The 21,304-nt window shown below is 71.2% G+C and carries 18 protein-coding genes, 1 tRNA gene and 1 pseudogene; 12 read left to right on the top strand and 8 right to left on the bottom strand.

Annotated elements, in window-relative coordinates:
• The first annotated feature begins 132 nt into the window (after positions 1-132).
• Positions 133-747: an imidazoleglycerol-phosphate dehydratase HisB gene (hisB, locus tag EVJ50_RS08780; protein WP_150883523.1), complete on the top strand. Its 615-nt coding sequence runs from the start codon at positions 133-135 to the stop codon at positions 745-747.
• Positions 748-806: 59 nt separating this feature from the next.
• Positions 807-2,309 carry a carotenoid oxygenase family protein gene (locus tag EVJ50_RS08775; RefSeq protein ID WP_150883522.1) on the top strand — a complete coding sequence of 501 codons (1,503 nt, stop codon included), beginning with the start codon at positions 807-809 and terminating at the stop codon, positions 2,307-2,309.
• On the opposite strand, the pseudogene rdgB reads toward EVJ50_RS08775, so the two are convergent.
• Both rdgB and EVJ50_RS08765 read right to left on the bottom strand, forming a co-directional pair.
• Positions 2,230-2,888: pseudogene (gene rdgB, locus EVJ50_RS08770) on the bottom strand (RdgB/HAM1 family non-canonical purine NTP pyrophosphatase). The gene EVJ50_RS08775 and the pseudogene rdgB overlap by 80 nt on opposite strands.
• A complete protein-coding gene (locus EVJ50_RS08765; protein WP_150883521.1) occupies positions 2,885-4,351 on the bottom strand; it encodes a phosphoglucomutase/phosphomannomutase family protein in 1,467 nt (488 codons plus the stop codon). The pseudogene rdgB and the gene EVJ50_RS08765 overlap by 4 nt, the downstream one beginning before the upstream one ends.
• Before the next feature lie 132 nt (positions 4,352-4,483).
• On the opposite strand from EVJ50_RS08765, the gene EVJ50_RS15360 reads away from it, so the two are divergent.
• A complete protein-coding gene (locus tag EVJ50_RS15360; protein WP_370455474.1) occupies positions 4,484-4,837 on the top strand; it encodes a hypothetical protein in 354 nt (117 codons plus the stop codon).
• Positions 4,810-6,024 carry a TM0106 family RecB-like putative nuclease gene (locus tag EVJ50_RS08760; RefSeq protein WP_370455472.1) on the top strand — a complete coding sequence of 405 codons (1,215 nt, stop codon included), beginning with the start codon at positions 4,810-4,812 and terminating at the stop codon, positions 6,022-6,024. Before EVJ50_RS15360 ends, EVJ50_RS08760 begins: the two co-directional genes overlap by 28 nt.
• Here the strand turns inward: EVJ50_RS08760 and EVJ50_RS08755 are convergent.
• Both EVJ50_RS08755 and pyrE read right to left on the bottom strand, forming a co-directional pair.
• Positions 5,928-6,899 (bottom strand): folate-binding protein, encoded by a 972-nt coding sequence (locus EVJ50_RS08755; protein WP_150883520.1) that lies wholly within the window; start codon positions 6,897-6,899, stop codon positions 5,928-5,930. The genes EVJ50_RS08760 and EVJ50_RS08755 overlap by 97 nt on opposite strands.
• Positions 6,900-6,929: 30 nt before the next feature.
• Entirely contained in the window at positions 6,930-7,502 is a 573-nt protein-coding gene (gene pyrE / locus EVJ50_RS08750; protein ID WP_225322869.1) for an orotate phosphoribosyltransferase, read from the bottom strand.
• Positions 7,503-7,592: 90 nt separating this feature from the next.
• On the opposite strand from pyrE, the gene EVJ50_RS08745 reads away from it, so the two are divergent.
• The 5 genes from EVJ50_RS08745 (at position 7,593) to EVJ50_RS08725 (ending at position 13,199) form a co-directional block, all read left to right on the top strand.
• On the top strand, positions 7,593-8,141 hold the full coding sequence (locus tag EVJ50_RS08745) for a hypothetical protein (RefSeq protein ID WP_191964723.1): 549 nt from the start codon (positions 7,593-7,595) through the stop codon (positions 8,139-8,141).
• 28 nt (positions 8,142-8,169) lie between these two features.
• Positions 8,170-8,242, top strand: a tRNA-Ile gene (locus EVJ50_RS08740).
• Between the two features lie 17 nt (positions 8,243-8,259).
• Entirely contained in the window at positions 8,260-10,809 is a 2,550-nt protein-coding gene (locus EVJ50_RS08735; protein ID WP_150883518.1) for a cyclic nucleotide-binding domain-containing protein, read from the top strand.
• Positions 10,810-10,865: 56 nt separating this feature from the next.
• Positions 10,866-12,158: a hemolysin family protein gene (locus EVJ50_RS08730; protein WP_150883517.1), complete on the top strand. Its 1,293-nt coding sequence runs from the start codon at positions 10,866-10,868 to the stop codon at positions 12,156-12,158.
• Positions 12,159-12,194: 36 nt separating this feature from the next.
• Positions 12,195-13,199, top strand: coding sequence for a Gfo/Idh/MocA family protein (locus EVJ50_RS08725; protein ID WP_150883516.1), 1,005 nt, complete (start codon positions 12,195-12,197; stop codon positions 13,197-13,199).
• Between the two features lies 1 nt (position 13,200).
• On the opposite strand, the gene EVJ50_RS08720 is transcribed toward EVJ50_RS08725, so the two are convergent.
• Positions 13,201-16,443 carry a glycoside hydrolase family 15 protein gene (locus EVJ50_RS08720; RefSeq protein ID WP_150883515.1) on the bottom strand — a complete coding sequence of 1,081 codons (3,243 nt, stop codon included), beginning with the start codon at positions 16,441-16,443 and terminating at the stop codon, positions 13,201-13,203.
• 49 nt (positions 16,444-16,492) lie between these two features.
• Between EVJ50_RS08720 and EVJ50_RS08715 the strand changes: the two genes are divergently transcribed.
• Positions 16,493-17,233, top strand: a complete 741-nt coding sequence (locus tag EVJ50_RS08715) for a WecB/TagA/CpsF family glycosyltransferase (protein ID WP_150883514.1) — start codon at positions 16,493-16,495, stop codon at positions 17,231-17,233.
• A gap of 21 nt (positions 17,234-17,254) precedes the next feature.
• On the opposite strand, the gene EVJ50_RS08710 is transcribed toward EVJ50_RS08715, so the two are convergent.
• Positions 17,255-17,398 carry a photosystem II reaction center protein K gene (locus EVJ50_RS08710; RefSeq protein WP_150883513.1) on the bottom strand — a complete coding sequence of 48 codons (144 nt, stop codon included), beginning with the start codon at positions 17,396-17,398 and terminating at the stop codon, positions 17,255-17,257.
• Positions 17,399-17,429: 31 nt separating this feature from the next.
• Positions 17,430-18,587 carry a tRNA guanosine(34) transglycosylase Tgt gene (tgt, locus tag EVJ50_RS08705; RefSeq protein WP_150883512.1) on the bottom strand — a complete coding sequence of 386 codons (1,158 nt, stop codon included), beginning with the start codon at positions 18,585-18,587 and terminating at the stop codon, positions 17,430-17,432.
• A 38-nt stretch (positions 18,588-18,625) separates the two neighbouring features.
• Here tgt and EVJ50_RS08700 point away from each other — a divergent pair, with 38 nt between their 5' ends.
• Positions 18,626-19,405, top strand: a complete 780-nt coding sequence (locus EVJ50_RS08700) for an adenosylcobinamide-GDP ribazoletransferase (RefSeq protein ID WP_225322868.1) — start codon at positions 18,626-18,628, stop codon at positions 19,403-19,405.
• On the opposite strand, the gene EVJ50_RS08695 is transcribed toward EVJ50_RS08700, so the two are convergent.
• Positions 19,333-20,538 carry a sensor histidine kinase KdpD gene (locus EVJ50_RS08695; protein WP_150883510.1) on the bottom strand — a complete coding sequence of 402 codons (1,206 nt, stop codon included), beginning with the start codon at positions 20,536-20,538 and terminating at the stop codon, positions 19,333-19,335. The two genes, EVJ50_RS08700 and EVJ50_RS08695, sit on opposite strands and share 73 nt — an antisense overlap.
• Before the next feature lie 348 nt (positions 20,539-20,886).
• Between EVJ50_RS08695 and EVJ50_RS08690 the strand changes: the two genes are divergently transcribed.
• The gene (locus tag EVJ50_RS08690; protein WP_150883509.1) at positions 20,887-21,258 is read left to right on the top strand and encodes a DUF3155 domain-containing protein; all 372 of its coding nucleotides are present in this window, start codon (positions 20,887-20,889) and stop codon (positions 21,256-21,258) included.
• The last annotated feature ends 46 nt before the right edge of the window (positions 21,259-21,304 follow it).

Below are 21,304 nucleotides of genomic sequence, written 5' to 3'. Positions count from 1 at the left end.
GGGTCGTTCGGCCCCATCAGCTGCAGGTCTCCCACCGGTGCGGCATCGAACGGGAGGCCCGGTCCGGGAAGGAGGCCCGGTCTGAGCCTGTCGCAGGGGGCATCATGACGGCAGCCCCCTCCCTCCCCGACCATGAGCGCCCGCATCGGCACGATCCATCGCGTCACCGGTGAGACGGAGGTGAGGGTGGAGCTCAACCTCGATGGACGCGGCACCTGTTCGGTGGCCACCGGGGTGCCCTTCCTCGATCACATGCTCCATCAGCTCGCCAGCCATGGCCTTCTCGATCTGACGATCAAGGCCCGGGGCGACACCCACATCGACGACCACCACACCAATGAGGACGTGGGCATCGCCCTCGGTCAGGCGCTGGCCTCCGCCCTGTCCGACCGGAGCGGCATCCACCGCTTCGGTCACTTTCTGGCGCCCCTCGATGAGGCCCTGGTGCAGGTGGCGCTGGACTGTTCCGGCCGGCCGCATCTGAGCTACGACCTGGCGATCCCCGCCCAGCGGATCGGCCGCTACGACACCGAGCTCGTGCGGGAGTTCTTCGTGGCCGTCGTCAACAACAGCGGCCTGACCCTGCACATCCGCCAGCTGGCCGGTGTCAATTCCCATCACATCGTGGAGGCCTGCTTCAAGGCCTTCGCCCGGGCCCTGCGTCAGGCGGTGGAGGTCGACCCCCGGCGCGCCGGCTCGATCCCCAGCAGCAAGGGGGTCCTGGAGGTGGCCGGCTCGCGCGCCTGAGGCGCCACCGCTTCGCCAAGGCCTCCTCGTTACAGTTCTTAAACACCCGGAGATCGGTCATGACGCGCCTCGCCCCGCCCTCCCCCAGGCCGCTGGATTACTCCAGGGCCGACTGGTCCGGCGCCTTCCGCAATGTGCTGCGGGAGCTGGACGGCGAGAGGCTTGAGCCCAGCAGCGGTTCGATCCCCCCGGAGATCGAGGGCTGCCTGTACCGCAACGGCCCGGGTCGGCTGGAGCGCGCCGGCCAGTGGGTGCACCACCCCTTCGATGGCGACGGTATGATCGCCGCGGTGCGCTTCGCGGACGGCAAGGCGCGGTTCAGCAACCGCTTCGTGCGCACCGAGGGCTGGCAGCAGGAGGAGCAGGAGGGGCGCTTCCTCTACCGCGGCGTGTTCGGCACCCAGAAGCCCGGCGGCTGGCTGGCCAATGCGTTCGACCTGCGCATGAAGAACATCGCCAACACCCATGTGGTGCGCCTCGGCGATGACCTCCTCGCCCTCTGGGAGGCCAGCTCGCCCCATGCCCTGGATCCCGGCAGCCTTGAAACCCGCGGCGTCACCCTCCTCGATGGTGTGCTGCAGCCGGGTGAGGCCTTCAGTGCTCATCCCCGCTTCGACCCGGGCCACCACGGTGCGCGCCGGATGGTCACCTTCGGCGTGCAGGCCGGTCCCCGCAGCCGGGTGCGGCTGATGGAATTCGCCGTTGATGGTCCCGATGCCGGCCGCCTCCTGGCCGAGCGCAGCGACAGCTTCCCCGGCTTCGCCTTCCTGCACGACTTCGCGATCACACCCAACTGGGCCGTGTTCATGCAGAACGCGGTGGCCTTCAACCCCCTCCCCTACGCCCTCGGTCTCAAGGGGGCGGCCCAGTGCCTGGCCTCCAAGCCGGGCCAGCCCGGCCAGTTCTGGCTCATCCCCCGGCCCGGCTCACCACTGGCCGATCAGGCCCCCCGTCGCCTGCAGGCCCCCGAGGGCTTCGTCTTCCACCACCTCAACGCGTTCGAGGAGCCTGATGCCGGTGAGGCCGGCACGCTGGTGCTCGATTCGATCGTCTACGCCGATTTCCCCTCCGTGGGCCCCGGCACCGACTTCCGTCAGGTCGACTTCGACAGCCTGCCGGAGGGCCAGCTGCGGCGCTTCCGGCTCGATCTGGCCAGCGGCGAGGTGTGTGCGGAGGATCTGGAACTGCGCTGCTGTGAATTCGCCACCGTGGCTCCCTCCCGCGTCGGGCTCCAGGCCCGCCACGCCTGGATGGCCGTGGCCGAGCGGGAGCGGGGCAACGACCCGCTCCAGGCGATCGAGAAGCTCGATCTGGTCAGTGGCGAGCGCCGTCTCTGGAGTGCCGCACCGCGCGGCTTCGTCAGTGAGCCGGTGATGGTGCCGGCCGCGGATGCGGCCGCTGAGGATGACGGCTGGGTGCTGGTGCTGATCTGGAATGCGGCCCGCAGCGCCAGTGACCTGGTGATCCTCCGGGCGGGTGACCTCAGCGAGCAGGCGGTTCTGCCCCTGCCCCTGGCCATCCCCCATGGCCTTCACGGCAGCTGGGTTCCAGGCAGTCTCTGAGCCCCGGCAGCAACGCGGCCACCGCCCGGCCCCGATGAGAGTGCGAGCGCTTCTGCTCTGCCGTCATCTCGGCGAAGGTGAGGCCCAGTTCCGGCACCAGGAACACCGGGTCGTATCCGAAGCCGCCGTCTCCCCGCGGAGCCGTGGCGATCGAACCGTCGCAGCGCCCCTCCACCTCCACCAGGATGCGACCCTCCGGGTCCGCCACCGCCAGGGCCGCGGTGAAGTGGGCCGCCCGGTTCGCAGGTCCCGGGTCCTGTTCGCCGGCCGCGGCCAGTTCCCGCAGCAGCCGCTCGATCCGGGCCGCATCCGTGTCGGCGTAACGGGCCGAACGCACCCCCGGTGCCCCCCGAGGGCCTCCACACAGAGCCCGGAGTCGTCCGCCAGGGCCCATGTGCTGCAGATCCGGGCCACCGCCCGCGCCTTCAGGCGCGCGTTCTCGCCGAAGCTGCTGCCCGTCTCCTCCACCTCCAGACCTTCGGGCTGGGCCACCACGGTCAGCGGCCAGTCCCGGAGAAGGCGCCGGAACTCCCTGAGCTTGCCGGCGTTGCCGCTGGCGATCACGAGGGTGCGGCTCATACCGAGGCGGCGAAGGAGCGGGCCCAGGCCAGCACCTCGGCGACCCGCTCCGGATCGGGCGCCTCGCAGTAGAGCCGCAGCAGGGGCTCGGTGCCCGAGAAGCGCAGCATGAGCCAGTGGCCCGGTCCCATCCGCAGCTTGACGCCATCGGTGCGGATCACCTCGCCCACGGCCGCTCCCGCCACCTCCTCCGGCGGTGTCTCCGCCAGGAGTCCCTCCAGCCGGCGGCGGGCCTCCATGTCGGGCAGGCGCAGGTCGAGCCGGTCGTAGGCGCCGCCGCCGCCGTGGGCGGCCTGCAGGGCCTCGAGCCGTTCACCCAGGGGGCAGCCTCCGGCCACCACGGCCTCGATGACCAGCAGGGCGGCGAACAGGGCGTCCCGTTCCGGCGTGTGCATGCCGAAGCCCACCCCACCCGATTCCTCGCCGCCCACGAGCACCTCCCCGTTGAGCATGTGGGAAGCGATGTACTTGAAACCCACCGGCGTCTCCAGCACGGTGCGGCCCAGGTCCTCGGCCACCTGGCGCATCAGGTCCGAGCCGCTGACCGTCTTCACCACCGTGCCCGGCAGGCCGCGCACCCGGGCCAGGTGGTCGATCAGCAGGGGCATGAGCAGCTGGGTGCTGCAGAACCGGCCCCGCTCGTCCACGGCGGCGATGCGATCCCCGTCACCATCGAAGACGATCCCCAGAGCCGGTGTGCCCGCGGCCGTGCTGGCGGTCACCTCGCTCCGCAGTGCGTCCAGGTACACCGCCAGAGGCTCGGGTGGGTTGCCGCCGAAGAGGGGATCCCGCTCGGAGCGGATCTCCCGCACCATGCCGTCCGCCTCATCACCTCCCAGGAGGCGGCTGAGGCCACCGGCCGCCGAGCCGTGCATCGGATCCACGATCAGCCGCAGGCCGGTCTGCTTCAGCCCGCGGCGCAGGGCCGCGGTGTCGACACGACCCGCCAGACCGCTCAGGTAGGCGCTCATGGCGGGAAAGCGGACCGGGTCGCCGGGACGGGGCACGCTGATGCCACCGGCCTGCAGGCGCCGCTCCACACGGGTGGTGAAGTCGCCCTCGACGGAGCCCCCGAAATGGCCCTTGATCTTCAGGCCCAGCCACTCGGGCGGGTTGTGGCTGGCGGTGATGACCAGGGCTCCGAGCGCTTCCCGCTCCAGCACGGCCCAGCTGCAGGCCGGTGTGGGCACGGGCGTGTCGCACAGCACCGGCTCCAGGCCGGCCCCCCGCACGGCCGCCGTGATCGCCTCGGCCAGTTCCGGCGCCAGAAAACGGCGGTCGGAGCCCACGATCACCTCACGGCTCTTCCGATCCGAGGGGGCACTGGCCTCGAGCTCCCGCGCAGACGCCGCCGCAACGCTCAGCAGCCGCTCCAGAGTGATGTCGACCCCGAGAATCCCCCGCCAGCCATCCGTGCCGAAACGGATCGGTGCGGCGTCCAGTGGAAGGGGCGCTGAGGCCATGGCGGGAGGTGCGTCCTGGTCATGGTGCCCGTGTGCGGCCACCGCGGACCTGCTTCGTAGCAGGGTGCCGCAGGGCCGTCCGGCCTCCGGGTGACGGACGCTCCTCAGACCACTGCTCCTACGGTGACGGGAATGGCCGGCACCGTGCTGACCGACCGGCTGCTGCGCAGCTGGATCCGCTGCAGGCGTCGTCCCTGGCTGGATCGGCATGGTGCGCCCGACCGGCGCCGCTGGACCGCCCACCGCGGACTGCTGCTGCTGGAGCGGCAGCAGCTCATCGAGAGCCTGCATCCGGCCCCGCCGGCCCGCGGAGCCGCGGCCTGCGCCGCCGGTGCCTCCGCTGTGGTGGGTGTCCGCCTGCGGGGTGAGGGCCCGGCGGGACTCCGCCTGGAGGCGCATCCCCCGCTGCTGCTGCGGGGCGAGGGCACCAGTCGCTGGGGGCCTTCGCCTACCGCCCGGTGCTCGCCCGCCAGGGCCGGCGCCTGACCCGCGAGCATCGCCTGCTGCTGGCGCTCTGGGCCCGTCTGCTGGAACCCTGGCAGGGCGGAGCAGTCCCCTTCGGCGCCGTGCTGGCCCGCGCGGGCCAGCGGCCGGTGGAGGAGCGGGTGCGCCTGGGGAGCGGCTGGCAGCGTCAGCTCGATGGTGCCCTGGAGAACCTGGCGGCCGCTCTGGAGCGGGATCAGCCGGCGGCGATCGTGGATGACCGTCGCAAATGCACGCTCTGCAGCTGGCACGGCCTCTGCGGCGAGGAGGCGGCCAGGGCCGGCCACCTGGGGGACGTGAGCGGCATCGGGGGGAAACGCCGGCAGATGCTGCAGGACCTGGGGATTGACCGGCTCGAGCAGCTTGCCGAGCAGGACCCGGAAGACCTGGCCCGCCAGCTCGGCGAACACGGCGACCAGCATCGCGATGTGGCCCCGATGCTGGTGCAGCAGGCACGGGTGCAGCGCCGGGGGCAGCCCCGACGCCTGGCCGATGGGCCGGCGCTGCCGGAGCTGGAGGACGCGGCGGGCGTGCTGCTCTACGACATCGAATCGGACCCGGACCGGCGGGAGGACTTCCTGCACGGCTTTCTGCGGCTGCCACGCTCCCCGGATGGCCGCTGGTGTCCGGAAGCGGCCTCATATCACCCGCTGCTGCTGCGGGCCGATCTGGGGGAGGACCGTCACTGGCGACGCCTGGAGGGGTTCCTGGATCGCTACGGCACCTGGCCGATCCTTCACTACGGGGAGACCGAGGCCATCGCCCTGCAGCGGCTGGCCCGCCGTCAGGGGGTGCCCCCGGCCGCCGAACAGGCGCTGCGGGCGCGGATGATCGATGTGCATGCGCGCCTGCGGACGCACTGGCTGCTGCCCGTGCCCAGCTATGGGCTCAAGTCCGTGGCCGGATGGCTGGATTTCCGCTGGCGGCAGGCGGGGGTGGAGGGGGCCCGGGCGCTGCTGTGGTGGAGGCTGTGGAACGACGCCCGCGCGCCCGCGGCCGGACGCCGACTGCTGCTGCGGCGGATCCTCACCTACAACCAGGACGACTGCCGGGCCACCTGGGCGGTGGCCGCCTGGCTGCTGCAGGGTGCCGCTCAGCGGGCGCCGGACCCCGCGCCCACCGGTGGTTCCACGAATCCCGCCGTCCTGGAGAGCTGCAGCTCCACCGCAGGGCCGGAGCCCGCCCCCTGAGCTCCCGAGAGGCGGAGCGCGGGCTCGCCCAGGGCGGCACGCCGCACCATGGCCAGTCCGATCAGGACCCCGGCCTCCCCAACCGCTGGCCCGTCGGCGCCCGGCGGCAGGGTCAGGACGGACGTGATCGTGCCGGCCCGATCGCCCGCCGGTGTCTGCAGCACCGTTCCGGCCGTGATGCTGTCGCTTCCCTCATCGGGAACGGGGCACCACCAGCGCCTCAGCTGCTGGCGGACGCCGTCGTAGGTGGCGAGCTTGGCCAGGGTCTCCTGGCCCACGTAGCAACCCTTGCTGAGACTGACGGCGTCGGCCAGGCCCAGTTCGAAGGGGTTGTGGGCGTCGTTGATCTCGGCCGGCCAGGCCGGCTGGCCCCACTGGATTCGCCAGCGCTCCTGCTCCACCGGGTTCAGAGGCCGCAGGCCGGAGTCCGGCAGCGGCTCCTCTGCCGCCATCACCGCCATTGCCCCCGGTTGTCCGTTCTCGGCGAGCTCCAGCCGCTGCCGGGCGGGGCGCACACCGTCCAGGTCGACCCGGTCCGCCGGGAAGAGCACCCGATCGAGCGCGGTGTGGATGGCGTCCGCGTCACCGCTCTCCACCAGCACGGTGGCGCTCTCGCCGGCCTCACCGCTCAGCCGGATCCGGAGCCGGCCCAGCATCCGGCCGGTGGGCGTGATGCTGCAGGCCGGAATCCAGCAACCGGTGCCGGCCGCCATCAGGTCGGCGCTGGACTGGCCGTGCAGAAAGCGGCGGGCGTCCGGGCCGCGCAGATCGATCAGGGAAACGGTCCGCTCGAGGCAGCGGCCCGGGCCGGGCCGCCACTGCCACGGGTCTCGCAGCGATGAAGGGGGCACGGCCGTTGCGTCGCTGCCCCACATCCTGCCGATCCGGAAGGGTGACGGACGGGGTCAGCCTGCAAGCCCGCTCGCCTGCTGCGCGATCTCTTCGAGAAGCACAAGGGCCTGCAGCGCCACCCCCTCGGCGGCCATGGCGTCGCTGCCTCCCTCCTGGCGATCGACGATTGTGACCACCCGGTCCACCGTGAATCCGGCCTGGCGCAGCTGATGAACCGCCTTGAGGGAGGAGCCGCCCGTGGTCACCACATCCTCGAGCACGGTGATGACGCTGCCCGGCTGCGGCAGTGGCCCTTCCAGCCAGGCCCCGGTGCCATGGCCCTTCGCCTGCTTGCGAACGATCAGGGCATCGAGCTCCCGGCCCTCCAGGGCGGCGGCCATGGCCACGCCGCTCACCAGCGGATCGGCCCCGAGGGTCAGGCCGGCCACGGCCCGGCTGTCCGGCTGCACCGCATGCAGCAGCAGGCGGGAACTCAGCAGCAGCCCCCGTCCGCTCAGGGTGACCGGTTTGCAGTTCACGTAGTGGGGGCTGCGGCGGCCGGAGGCGAGCGTGAAGTCGCCGAGGCGGTAGGCCCGCCGTGCGAGCAGGTCCACGAGGGTGTCGCGGTCGCTGGAAGCGGAGGACATGGGCGGGAGACGGTGCGCGCAGCGGCGGCAGGGGGGATGGCCCATGGCCGCGGAACGCCTTAGCTTGAACCTCCACGCCCCCAGCACGCGATGAGGCTTCTCTGCACACGCGGCCCGGGCGCCGGCCCCGCCGTCGTGATCGCCGGGCTGTCCGTGGCTCTTTCGGCCCTCCCACTTCAGGCCGGCCCCGTGGTCTGCACCACCAGCCTGGAGGCTCCTCCCTCGCCGGACCCCGGCATGGCTCCGGTGGAGGTCACCACCTGCGGGCCGGTCGAATCCAGCGCCGAGCTGATGGATCGTCGCTTCTTCACCTGGACCGCCCCCTTCTCCGCCGGGGTGGATGTGCTCCACCAGATCACCGATGTCCTCGGCATCGCACTGGCGGGTCCCCAGGGCAACCGCCTCGTTGGCTTCGGCTTCCCCGACCAGACGATCATCTGGGACGGCTCAGCCATGGTGAACACCTACGAAGCCCTGCTGGAGCAGCAGAGCCCCCTGGTTCCCCGCCGCACCGCCGACATCCCCAACGGATTCGGTGCGAGTGTGGCCACCGAGCAGCCCTTCCCGGCCCAGCCCCAGCCCCAGCCGGCCTTCCTGGAGCCCGAACCCGCCGATCTGCCCGTCCGCGGTCTCTGGTGAGCTCGGCCCAGGGTCGCCCCTCCCGCCAGGGGGTCTAGCAATCTGGTGAATGCAGCGAACTCATAATTCGCCGAAGGCGGGTTCGATCCCCGCGACCCCCATCTCCCTACCCCCGCCGATGCAGGTGTTCAGTCGCTGGCCTGAGCGGCAGGCCCACCTGGTCCGCTGGCTGCTGCTGGCCGGCTGGCTCGTTCTGATCGCGTCACTCTTCACCGGCCTCCCCTTCGCCTCCCCGTTGCCGGCGGTCTGTCCCGGCGAGGTCCCCTGCACGCTCCACGCCCACCCCGGCAACCGGCTCTTCTGGGGCGTGGTGGTCCCGTCCGGGGTGCTGCTGATCGTGGCGGGCAGCCACGAGCTCTGGCGCCGCATCTGCCCGCTCGCCTTCGTCTCCCAGACCTTCCGCGCCCTCGGTCTGCAGCGTCGCCGGCCGGGGCGTGGCGGCCGCATGGATGTGGTGTCGGTGGAGCGCGGCTCCTGGCTGGGTCGCCGCCATGTCCAGCTGCAGTGGAGCCTGCTGATGGCAGGGCTGGTGCTGCGCCTGGTGCTGGTCAACAGCCAGCCCCTGGCCCTCGGCGTGCTGCTGCTGCTCACTCTGTTGGCGGCCCTGGCCGTGGGCTGGGCCTACGGGGGCAAGGCCTGGTGCCAGTACGTCTGCCCGATGGGCCCGGTGCAGCAGATCCTGGTGGGGCCCCGCAGCCTGCTGGGAGGCACGGCCCACGTGGGCACCGACTCCCGCCTCACCCAGTCGATCTGCCGGACGACGGGAGCTGGCGGCGGCGAGAAGCTGGCCTGCGTGGGCTGCCAGGCACCCTGCATCGACATCGACTCGGAGAAGACCTTCTGGCAGGGCCTCTCGGGCAAGGCCGGGCTCGACTGGGCCTGGCTTTCCTATCCGGGGCTGGTGATCGGTTTCTTTCTGCTGATGGGCTATCAGAGCCCCGGCGGGTTCGCCTCGCTCGCCGGCGGCCAATGGGCCTTTGATGTCGGGCTGCCGGAGCGGTCGCTGCAGGCCGGCCGGCTCGGGCTGCCGCGCCTGCTGGAGATCAGCCTGCTGCTGAGCGCGGCCGGCGGGGTGTCTGTCCTGATCCTGCGGCGCCTCGAGCGCGGCATCCGCCGCCGCCTCGAGGCCCACGGCCATCCCGAGGCCGGCAGCGCGGCCCGCGGCCGGGTGCGGTTGCTGGCCACCGCCCTGGCCATCAACGCCTTCTTCTGGTTCGCCGACCCCACCCAGGGCCAGTTCGGCCCGCTGGCCCCCGGGCTGATCCGCACCCTCGTCGCCGTTGTCAGCGGCATGTGGCTGATGCGCAACTGGCGGCGGGATGAGGCCACCTACCGGCGGGAGAGCCAGCTCACCAGCCTGCGCCGCCAGCTGGCCCGCATGGTGGATGCCACCGAGCTGGCGACGGCCACGGGCGGCCGCCGCCTGGAGGACATGGGGCCCGACGAGGTGTTCACCCTGGTGAAGACCCTGCCCGCCCTCGGACAGCGTCAGGCCCGCGCGGCCTACCGGGAGGTGATGCGCGAGCAGCTGAGCAGCGGTCGCCTGCAGCGCGCCGCCGCCCTGCTGCAGCTGGAGGATCTGCGCCGCTCGCTCGGACTGGAGGACGACGATCACCATGAGGTGGTGCGCCAGCTGGCCGAGGAGTCACCCGAGCTGCTCGAGCGCGACGACCGCCAGCGTCAGATCGACGACCTGCGCCTGGAGGCCGCCCGGGAGAACCTGCAGGAGTTCGTGGCCCTGACCGGGCTCGGCAGCCTGGACCCCTCCAGCCTGCAGGGAGCCCAGCGGGAGCGGTTCGAGCGGATCCGCACCGGCAGCGGGCTCGATGATGCGGCCTGGACGGGCCTGCTCGAGGAGTTCGGCCCCGCCGGCGAGCGCCAGCGGCATCTGCTGCTGGCCCGTGCGGACACGGCCCGCCGCGATCTGGCGCTGCGGGCGCTGCTGCTGCGGGAGTGCGGCTCGCTGCCGCTGCTGCGCCCGCTGGCCGTTGTGATGGACCAGCGCTGCCTGGGCACCGCTGAGCTGCTGGGGCCCGAGCTGAGGGCGGCCGGACTGCCGCCCCTGCCCGAGCTGATGCCGGCGGAGGGAACCCTGGATGAGGCGCTCGATCGGCTCTGGCACGATCCCGATCCGGACACCGCCGGCTGGGTGCTGATGGTGGAGCGGCAGCATCGGCCGGAGCGGGTCGCCCAGCGGCTGGTCGATGCACGCATCGGCCTGGGCAGCTCGCCGTTTCTCGAGCTGCAGCGGCGGGGTGAGCCCCACCCCGATGGCCCGGAGTTCCCCGTTCTGGCCCGCTGCGAGTGGATGCGGGACCTCACGCCGGCAGCCCTGCTGCACGTGGCCGAGGAGGGTGAGCTGTGCTCGTGGGAGCCGCACGAGACGGTCCTGCGCCGCGGCGACCCGAGTGAGTCGTTGATCATCACGCTGGAGGGCGAAGCCCTGGTGCAGCGACCGGGTGCGGCTCCCGTGCGTCTCGGGGTTGCCGAGACCGTCGGCGAGATGGGGCTGATCCTGCAGGATCGCCGGTCGCGTGATGTGATCGCCGGTCCGGAGGGACTGCGGGGGTTCGTGATCAGTCGCCGGGCCTTCGAGTCCCTGCTGCTGCAGTCGCGCCGGTTCTCCGACTCGCTGCTGCGCCTGATGGCCCGCCGCCTGAGGGCCTGAGGCGCGCTCTGCCGGCAGCCGGAGCTGACCTAGCCTGAGCTTCGGCATGACCTCGGATGCGGTTCGTCCTTCTGCTGCCCCTGGTGATGCTGGTGGCCTTCTTTGCGGCCAGCGAGTTCGCCCTGATCGCGCTCCGTCCCAGCCGCGTCCTGGTTCTGGAGGAGGAGGGCCGGCCCGGTGCCGGCGCGGTCCGTCGCCTGCAGCGCCGCCTCCGCCGCGGTCTCGTGGCCAGCCAGCTGGGGACCATGCTCGCGGTGCTCGCCTGCGGCTGGATGGGTCCGGGCCTGGCCGCCCGCCTGGACGACGGCCGCGGTCTGCTCCCGGCCTGGGACCTGGCGGTGTTCCTCTTCCTGGTGGTGCTGGTGACCCTGCTCGGGGGACTGCTGCCCAAGGCCTGGGTGCTGCATCGCCCCGAGACGGCGGCCCTGCGTCTGGCCCCGCTGTTGGAGTCCGTCAGCCGCAGCCTGCTGCCGCTGGTGGCCGCCATCGAGAAGCTCGGTGCGGCTCTGCTGCGCCTGGCGGGGCTCCCCTCCCAGTGGGATGCTCTCGTGCCGGCGCTCTCGGCCGGGGAGCTGGAATCCCTGATCGAATCCGGTGGCGTCACGGGCCTGATGCCGGATGAGCGCAACATCCTCGAGGGGGTGTTCTCACTGCGGGATACCGCCGTGCGGGAGGTAATGGTGCCCAGGGCCGGCATGGTGACGCTGCCGGTCGACACCACCTTCGCTTCCCTGATGGAGGCCGTGCACGCCACCCGTCATGCCCGCTTCCCCGTGATCGGCGACTCCCTGGATGATGTGCGCGGCATCCTCGATCTGAGGCATCTGGCCCAGCCGATCGCCCGGGGCCAGCTCCAGCCCGGCACCCCCCTCATCGACTACCTGATGCCGGTCGCGCGCATTCAGGAGACCGCCTCCCTGGCCGAGCTGCTGCCGGTCATCCGCAGCGGCCAGCCCATGCTGGTGGTGGTGGACGAGCACGGCGGCACCGAGGGTCTCGTGACCGTGGCGGATCTGACCAGCGAGATCGTGGGGGAGGAGGAGGAGCCCGAAGCCGGTGAATGGGCTCTGCATTCACCCGAGCCCGACACCTGGCTCGCTCCCGGGGACTACGAAATTGCGGAACTCAACCGCCAGCTGCTGCTCGATCTGCCGGAGGCGGAGGGCCACCACACCCTCGCCGGCTTTCTGCTGGAGCGTCTGCAGCACATCCCCGCCCCCGGGGAAGGCCTTCGCTTCCAGGGTCTGCGGTTCTCGATCGAGGCGATGGACGGCCCCCGCATTGCCCGGGTGCGCATCCTGCGGCTTGCGTCCGCCGGAGGCCCCGTGGCCGCTGACCCGGATCATTGATAATGCGATCTCGTCTGCAGAACGGCTGAGCCGCCCATGACCGACGCGATGGCTCCCGTGAAGGTCGGCGTGATCGGTATCGGCAACATGGGATGGCACCACGCCAGGGTGCTGAGCCTGCTGCGGGATGCCGAGCTGGTGGGTGTGGCCGACCCGGATGCCGAGCGGGGCCGGCTGGCCACCGAGCAGTTCGGCTGCCGCTGGTACGCCGACTACGCCGAACTGCTCGACAACGTGGAGGCGGTGTGCATCGCCGTGCCGACCCTGCTGCACCACAGCGTCGGGCTGACCTGCCTGCAGGCCGGTCTGCACGTGCTGATGGAGAAACCCATCGCCGCCAGCAAGGACGAGGCCTCCGAGCTGATCCGGGCCGCCGAGCAGGCCGGCCGGTTGCTGCAGGTGGGCCACATCGAGCGCTTCAACCCGGCCTTTCGCGAGTTGCTCAAGGTGGTGGCCAGCGAGGAGGTGCTGGTGCTGGAGGCGCGCCGGCACAGCCCCCATGCCGACCGGGCCAACGATGTATCGGTCGTGCTGGATCTGATGATCCATGACATCGACCTGGTGCTGGAGCTGGCCCGGGCCCCCGTCGGCCGCCTCGCCGCCGCCGGCGGCCGTGCCTCGGGCGGCCCGATCGATTACGTCACCGCCACGCTCACCTTCACCAACGGCGTGGTGGCCAGCCTGTCGGCCAGCAAGGTCAGCCATCGCAAGCTGCGCGGTCTGAGTGCCCACTGCCGTTCCAGCCTGGTGGAGACGGATTTCCTCAACCACACCCTGCACGTGCACCGCCGGGCCCATCAGTGGTATTCCGCCGATCACGGTGAACTGCTGTACCGCAACGATGGATTCATCGAGGAGGTCAGCACCACCTCGATCGAGCCCCTCTACGCCGAACTGGAGCACTTTCTCCAGTGTGTGCGCGGGCGTGAAACCCCCGCCGTGGATGGTCTGCAGGCCTCCCGCGCCCTGGTGCTGGCGGATCTGATCGAGCAGGCGGTGGAGGAACCCTCCCTCTGCATGACCCTGAGCGAGCCGGTCTGACTCAGGCCGTCAGCGGCAGCTCGGGCTCCTGTCCGGAGAGCACGCGCAGCGCCTGCACCTGCCAGCGCCGGCACCGGGCCGGTGAGGCGGCGTAGAAGCGATCCCAGGCCTCGGCCTTGCGGGCGGCGTAGGCCTCGGAGCTGCACTCGGGGTGGTCCTCCAGCCAGCCCACGCGCACGGCGTGGCCGATGATCACATCCAGGGCCAGATCGTCGTCGAGCTGAACGTCCGGGTTGGCGGCGACGAAGGCGATCAGCGTCAGCAGCGCTTCGGTGCAGAGCTGCCGGTACTCCGGAGCCTCGATCTTGCTGAGCAGGTGATCCACCTGGGAGGCGAAGTTTCGTTCCCCGGCGGTGGTCTCGAGGATCAGTGGCCGGCTCTCGAGGCGGTTGCGTCGCTCGAGCTTGTCGCCGATCACCAGACCACGGCAGTGGTGAAGCAGCTCCCAGATGCCCGCATAGAAGTGGCGTGGCACCTGCTGCAGGGCGCCGAGACGCTGCCGCTGCTGCAGCCAGCCACCCGGGGCCGCATCGTCCATCGGATCGGGCACCTGCCAGCGCACCCGCCCGCTCACATGCAGCTGCTCCTTGCGCTGCAGCGCGGCTCTGGCGTGCTCGAGATCCATCAGCACCGCACGCAGGCGCCGGCGGATTCGGTGGGGTGGTTCATCGCAGAGCGCCTCGAAGGCGGCGTCCGCACTGAGATCCCGCTCCCCGGCCAGCTCCCCGGTCAGCAGCAGCAGCAGCTGACCCAGCTGCAGGGTCAGCGTTCCGTCGAGAAGATCGGGCTGCTGACGCGCCAGCCCGTCGAGCGCCAGCAGCAGCTCCTGCTGGAGCATGCACTCGCGTCCATCCTCCCCCCCGAAGCGCCGCATCATCGCCGCGATGCTCAGGCTGCCGGATGGCTCGCGCAGGCGTGACTCGGCGGTGTAGTTCCGACCCACCACCACCTGCTTCTGGCGTCCGAGCAGATCGGTGAGGGCATCCTCCAGCTGGGGATGCACCAGCTGCAGCGCACCGCCGCAGCGGCGTACCAGGTTCCAGTCCTCGCTGCGGAGGGCTCGCTGGTACACCTCCTCCAGCAGCTGTCTGAGGCGGATCGGGCTGCCCGGTCCGGGGCCCTGCAGCAGGGCCTCTGGTCCCAGCCGCTGCACCAGCTGTTCCAGCAGCTCGGCCTGTTCCGCCAGGGAGGTGCTCTCCCAGAGCCGTTCCGCCAGGGCGCTGATCGGGATCTCCTCAATCTCCTGCTCCTGGGCGGCGGTGAGGGGTGCTCCGCTGAGGCTGGCCCGCAGCGGTGCACCCGTCCCGCCCTCCGGGGCGCTCGGGGCCGAAGCGGGCCCCGCCGGCGGCAGCTCGATCAGACCGGCCCGCTCCCTGTGCGTGTCGAGCGCAGCGAGGGTCACCGGCACCCCTCCCACCGCGCCGGAGGCCAGGGCGGCGGCCAGATCCAGCACGCTGTCCCGACCGACCTGAAACGTGCCCTCCGCGACGGGGATGACCAGCAGGGGCAGGCCATCCCCGCGCCAGTGGCGCCGCAGCAGGTGGAGTTCGGCCGTCACCACGTCCACCAGCAGTTCCGGATCATCCACCAGATAGAAGGTGCGGTCATCGAGCACCGCCGGCGGGAAGGCCAGGCATCCCTCCTCGCTCCGGTAGAGGCGGCCGGCGGAACTCGTTCCCACCCGGTGACGGGGGTGGCCGCTCAGCCCCAGCGCCGCATTGCTGCCCACCCTCGCCAGTCGCTCGGCCAGCTCGGCCGATGGCCGGACCTGTACGGCCGCGCCGTCGCGTGGGCTGACGGGGCAGCCCGCGTCGCCCAGTGCCGAGGCAATCCGTTCACTCTCGGGCACCAGGGCCACGAGAACGCGATCGGCACCGAGGGGGCGCTCCAGTCGCCGGCCGCAGGGGTCCAGCTGGTCGGCCCTGAGCAGCCCGTGCAGCATCAGCTGCCCCAGCCACCACAGGCTCTGGGCCCAGAGCAGGGGGACGTTCTCATTGGCCTCGCGCGGCTGACTGCCGGGATGGAGGCGCTCCGCGTCGATCGACGCCAGGGGCACCCGGTACAGCTCCGGCAGCAGGGCCATCCCGTCCACCTCCACGCTCACCTGGCTCAGGCGCCGGTGCCAGAGCCAGGCCTCCTGCCAGCGCGATTCGCAGCAGGCCGTGACCAGCTCGAAGGCGAAGAAGAGCGGCCACTGGCATTCGATCGCCTCGAACTGGGCCAGTTCCTCGCGTTCGTAGTGGAGGCGGGTGTGGTCCTCGATCAGGGTCTGGTGGCCATCGCGGCGGAAGCGCCGGTAGCCGTAGCTGCCCCCCAGCTCGCGGCGGATCTTCTGGCGGGTCCGCTCCAGCAGCGGCCGGTCGTCCACGGCCCAGGCCGGGTAGCCGATCACCGACAGGCAGGCGCTGTCGGCCTCCTTGCTGGCCGATTCCCGGGGCAGGAGGTGATGGAGGGCACGCCGCAACCGCACCAGGGCTCCCTGGGGAATCACCAGGCGGCTGCGCCCGTCGCCGTGGGGTCCGTACAGGTCGAGGCCATCGAGGGCCTCCAGCGCCGCCTTGGCCATGCCGATCGAGCTGGCATTGCGTTCGGGCAGGCCATGGTTGCCCTTGTCGCCCCGCTCCCAGATGCCGTAGTCGGCGACCCGGTAGGCCCGGGAGACGTAATAGATCAGGTTCTGGATGAAATCCCGTTCGGCCGGAGCCTGGACCAGCACCAGACCCGAGCGGGTGAACTGGGCCAGCTGCAGCAGGAACAGGGATGTGGCATCGAGCTGCAGGTGGCCCCAGGCGTCATCGGCCACCACGGCCCGTCCGCTCGCCGTGTCGAACTTGGCGTGCACCGCATCGAGCCGGTCGAGGCTGCTCTTGAACCGCTCGACCCTCTCGGCCTGGCCCATCATCGAGCGGAGCAGGCCCCGCATCAGCTGCTCCACCCGTCGTTCCAGCTCCCAGAGGCGAGAGGGATCGCCCCCCAGCTCCCGCCGCGCCAGCAGCAGTCCCCACACGCACTGGATCGTGTAGACGCCATCGCGGACCCAGGCGTCGCAGTAGTCGCCATGCACCGTGCGGGCGGTGCTGGCGGGGATCAGGCCGCTGACGGGGTGCTGCCTGTTCAGCAGGACCCGTTCCATGGCCTGCTCCATGTCGCTCAGGAAGGCGTCTGTGCCCTCGCGGTCCAGCGGCAGGGGTGCGTCACGCGACGCGGGCTCCTCAAGGGCGATGGGCACGGGGTGGAGCGCCATGATCATCTCCCATCTGCGGCATAGAGTCTCGCGCGCAGGCCCGCCCGCGATGGACTTGATCCGCACCGATTGCTCCGACGGCCGGCGCTGCACGGTGCTGGGCGTTCCGGTGCATGCCTGCCGCAATCCGCTGGCGGTGGCGCTGGAGCTGCACGACCGGGGCGGCGGCCAGATCGTCACCCTGAATGCGGAGATGACCATGTCCGCCTGTTCCCAGAGGGCGCTTGGCGCCGTGATCGCCCACGCCGACCTGGTGATTCCCGATGGTGCCGGCGTCGTCTGGGCTCTGGCCCGGCAGGGCGTGCGGGTGCGGCGCACACCCGGCATCGAGCTGGCGGATGCCCTGCTCCGCTATGCCGCCGGTCATCACTGGCGTGTGGCCCTCATCGGGGCCTCGCCGGAGGTGATGGATCGCCTGCGCCAGACCCTGCAGACCTCCATGCCCGGGATGGATCTCGTTCTGGCGGTGCACGGCTACCAGGAGCCGGAGACCTGGTCCGCCCTGCAGCGTCAGCTGCAGGGCATTCGGCCGGATCTGGTGCTGGTGGCCCTGGGCGTGCCCCGACAGGAGCTCTGGATCGCCGAGGCCCGCCGTGGGTGCACCGGCCTCTGGATGGGCGTCGGAGGAAGCTTCGACGTGTGGTCGGGCAGCAAGCGCCGGGCTCCGGCCTGGATGGCTCGGGTCAACCTGGAGTGGCTCTACAGGCTGGTGCAGGAGCCGGCCCGCTGGCGCCGCATGCTGGTGCTGCCGCGGTTCGCCTGGGCGGTGCTTCGCCGTGGAGCCCGCTGAGCCCCGGATGAGTGAGGGTGATCAGCGGAAGCCGACCGAGGCCTGCCAGACGAAGGCGAGCAGGAGGAAGAACAGGGGGATCACGGGCAGGATGTCCACCATCGGCGCGAAGGCGCGGTACGCCTCCGGGAGCTGGGCCAGCAGGCTGAGGGAAGCAACGACCATCCGTGGTCCGTACGTTGGCGGTGGCTGGAAGCTACCACGTGTGGGCCGCCGGGGAGTCGGGCTGCCAGGGAGTGAAATCCTCCGAAAAGCAGCCTTCGCTGATCGCTGTGGCCATCGCCTGGGTGAAGCGGATCAGGTGGGTGAGGTTGTGGAGGCTGAGCAGCGTCAGCCCCAGCAGTTCCTCGCTGCGGATCAGGTGGTGCAGGTAGGCGCGGCTGTGCTGGCGGCAGGCCGGGCAGGGGCAGGTGGGATCGAGCGGGCGGTGGTCATGGCGGAAGCGGGCGTTGCGCAGGTTCCAGCGCTCTCCCGCCACCAGCGCCGTGCCGTGCCGGCCCAGGCGGGTTGGGAGCACGCAGTCGAACAGGTCCACACCCTGGGCCACCGCCACCGCCATCTCCGGCAGGCTGCCGATGCCCATCAGGTAGCGGGGCCGGTCCTCCGGCAGCAGGGGAGCCACCTGGCGCACGATGCGGTGCATCTCCACCACCGGCTCGCCCACGCTCACGCCCCCGATCGCCGTACCGGGGAGCCCCATCGATGCCACCACCCGTGCGGACTCCTCCCGCAGAGCGGGATGGCAGCCCCCCTGAACGATGCCGAACAGGGCCTGATCGCCCCGCGTGTGGGCCGTGATGCAGCGTTCCAGCCAGAGGTGGGTCCGGCGGCAGGCCTCGGCCACGTCGGCTTCGCTCGCCGGGTAGGGAGGGCACTGGTCGAAGGCCATTGCCACGTCCGCCCCGAGGGCCATCTGGATCGCCATGGAACTCTCCGGCGACAGGTCGATGCGGGCTCCGTCGCGCGGCGACCGGAAGCTCACGCCGCTGTCGCTGATGCGGTTGAGGTCGGCCAGGCTGAACACCTGGAACCCACCGGAATCGGTGAGCAGCGGCCCGGACCAGTTCATGAAGCGATGCAGGCCGCCGGCGGCCTCCACCACGGCCTCGCCCGGCTGCAGATGCAGGTGGTAGGTGTTGGCCAGCACCATCTGGGCCCCCGTGGCCTGCAGCTGATCGCTGCTCACCCCCTTCACCGTGGCCAGGGTGCCCACGGGCATGAAGCGGGGCGTCTGCACGATCCCGTGCGGGGTGTGGAAGCGGGCCCGGCGGGCGCGGGTCCGCGGGCAGTGGGCTTCGATCTCGAAGCGGAAGGATGCCGGGGGCTCCGCCGGCCCGGCCCGCAGTGGGGGCATCGCGCGGCCCTGGGATCGGGTTCAGTGCCGACCCTACGGTGACGGTTCACCGGCGGCGTCGGCGGCTCCTTTCCCCGCCCGACTGGTGCTCGGATCTGGCCGGCGCCTGGATCTTTTACACCGTTCTCCCCGCCTGGCCCTGGCCGGCTCCACGATTCAGGAGGATCGCTCGCTTCGCGCCGCTACTGGGCCTCGTCACCGGCGGGGCCCAGGCGCTGCTCTGGTGGGCCCTGACGCCCACCTGGCCGCTGGCCGCCAGGGTGGCTCTGGTGCTGACCCTGGGTCTCTGGATCAGCGGCGGGATCCATGCCGATGGTCTGATGGACACGGCTGATGGCCTGGCCGCCCCGAAGGCGTCGCGGCTGGCGGCGATGGACGACAGCCGGGTGGGAGCGGCCGGCGTCATCGCCATGATTCAGGTTCTGCTGCTGCGGGCTGCCGGGTTGTGGATGCTCGACGCGGCGGCTCCGGCGGCCCTGCTGGCCGCCGCCGTCTGGGGGCGCTGGTCACCGCTGCTGGCGATCGACCGCTTCCCCTACCTGCGGGAGGACGGAACCGCCGGCTTCCACCGGGATCACTGGCGCGGCCTGCGGCGGGAGAGTCGGCCGATGCTGGCCCTGCTGGTCGTCTGTGCCGTGGGGATCGGCGCCCGGGGCTGGCCGTGGTGGCTGCTGGTGGGCGCGCTGCCGGCCAGTGCGGTCCCCCTGATCCTGGGCAGGCGGCTGGAGGGCCACAGCGGCGACAGCTACGGGGCCTGCGTCGAATGGTCGGAGTCGCTGGCGCTGCTGCTGATGGGACTGCTGGCCTGCGGGGTCTGAATCGCAGCCGGCAGCTTGAGGCAGAAGACGTTGCCCTGTTCCGGCAGTCGGGGATCCAGCCGCCGCGGGGGGCAGTGGAGCGTCAGCGTTCCCCCCAGCCCGTGGGCCAGATCCCGGGCGAGGGCGAGGCCGCGGCCGGTGCCGCTCCGGCCGGCTGACCGGGCACCCCGTTCGCCCGGCCGGAAGATCCGTTCCCGTTCGCCGGCAGCGATGGCCTCCCCTCCATCCCACACGCAGAGCCGGAGGCCGTCCTCCGGCTCCCCTTCGATCCAGGCCATTCCAATCGCCCGGTCGCTCGGCGCGTAGTGGAAGGCGTTGTCGATCAGGTTGGCCACGATCTCGGCCACGCTGTCCGCATCGCCCTCCCAGCGGGGCCATCGATCGGGCGCCAGCCAGGATCGCCCCTGCAATGCCGCCCGGGCGGCCGCACGATCGCACAGCCCGGCCAGGCGCCCAGCCAGTCGGTCCCTGCTCCCGTCGCCGCTGTCCGCTGGCGGCGGCAACAGAGGGGAACCGGCCTCCGTCATCCCGCCGTCCCGGCGCTCCGGTCCGGCGGTTGCCCCAAGCACGCCGATGGCATCCACATAGCGCCCGAGCTGTCGCTGCTCCGAGAGCAGGCTCTCCACCAGGGGGCGTTGGCGATCGCCGGCATCCATGCGCCGCAGCAGCAGCTGCGCGAAGGTGCGCAGGGCGGCGAGGGGGTTGCGCAGCTGGTGCACCAGAGCGGCGATCTGGTCCTGCTGGCGGTCCAGGTCCTGCTCGAGCCGGACGCGCTCATGCTCCAGCAGCAGGGCTTCAGTGAGCGTGTCGGCGCAGGCCTGAAGACGGGCCAGCAGCGTCTCACGCCAGGGATGGGCGCGGATCTCGGCTCGCAGCGCGCCCAGGAGCACGGTGTCTCTCCGCAGGGCCCACCAGCGCCGATCGCGGCCGGGCATCGGCAGGTGGCCGTCCTCAACCGCCGGCGGCAGCTGATGGGTGCCGTCCGGCCAGCTGCCGATGGTGGCCAGATGCAGCTTGCCGTCCTCGCCACGGCCCGCGGCATAGACAATCAGGTGGTTGAGCTCGGAACAGTCCGCGAACTGACGCAGCTGGTGCGACACCAGTCGACGAAACTCCGGCGAGGGCTCGCTCATCGCCACGAGCGGCGATGCGGTGGATTTGCCGCGAGCGATTGTGGAAATCGGGAAAACAGCTTTAAGATCCGTTGAACGGCTTGAGCCATGCACCCCGTTTCGGGAGGGCAGGTCATCATTTGAACAGCCGTGGTTGCCCTTTTCCCGGCGCCAAAGCTACAGCAGGGAGGCCTGCCTGTTCGGAGACGCGTTCGCCGCAGCGCATCACCGATCCGGGTGCTCGTCATCCTGCCGTGCACCGATCCGCTGCTGATCCTCCAGAGCACGACAGCGGGTCCTTCGGGGTTGGTTCTGAACCACGACTCCGACCCTGGTTCCCCATTCCGCTCCTGATCCGGAGCTCCGTTCATGTCCAAGAAGCGCAAGCGCATCAGCCGTCGCCGCCTGGCGGGCCAGAGGGTTCTCGCCCATGTCTCCACCCATCACCTGGAAACCGGTGCGTTCAAGCCCGTCACCGCGGCGCGACGCTTCATCGCCGAAGGCGGTCTCGTGCCGCCGGCTCTGCTGAACGTTCGCCGCAACGAACACACCACCGACCGCTTCTTCTGGGGCGAGAAGGGCCTGTTCAGTGCCCAGTACGCCGAGGAAAATTATTTTCTCTTCCCCTCCCTGCGCGCCATCGTCGACCACGTCGGTGAGGAGCGGCTCTTCGAAGGTCTGGAGGCCTTGGCCCACGACGACTGGGAGGAAATGGAGGAGTACGAATACGCCTTCGTCTGACAGTTGCCTGTCGCAGGCGCGACCGTCCGGCGCCTTGATTCCCGCC

It is taken from the genome of Synechococcus sp. RSCCF101 (assembly GCF_008807075.1).
Taxonomy (GTDB): Bacteria; Cyanobacteriota; Cyanobacteriia; order PCC-6307; family Cyanobiaceae; genus RSCCF101.
This window is presented reverse-complemented; position numbering and strand designations above follow the sequence as displayed.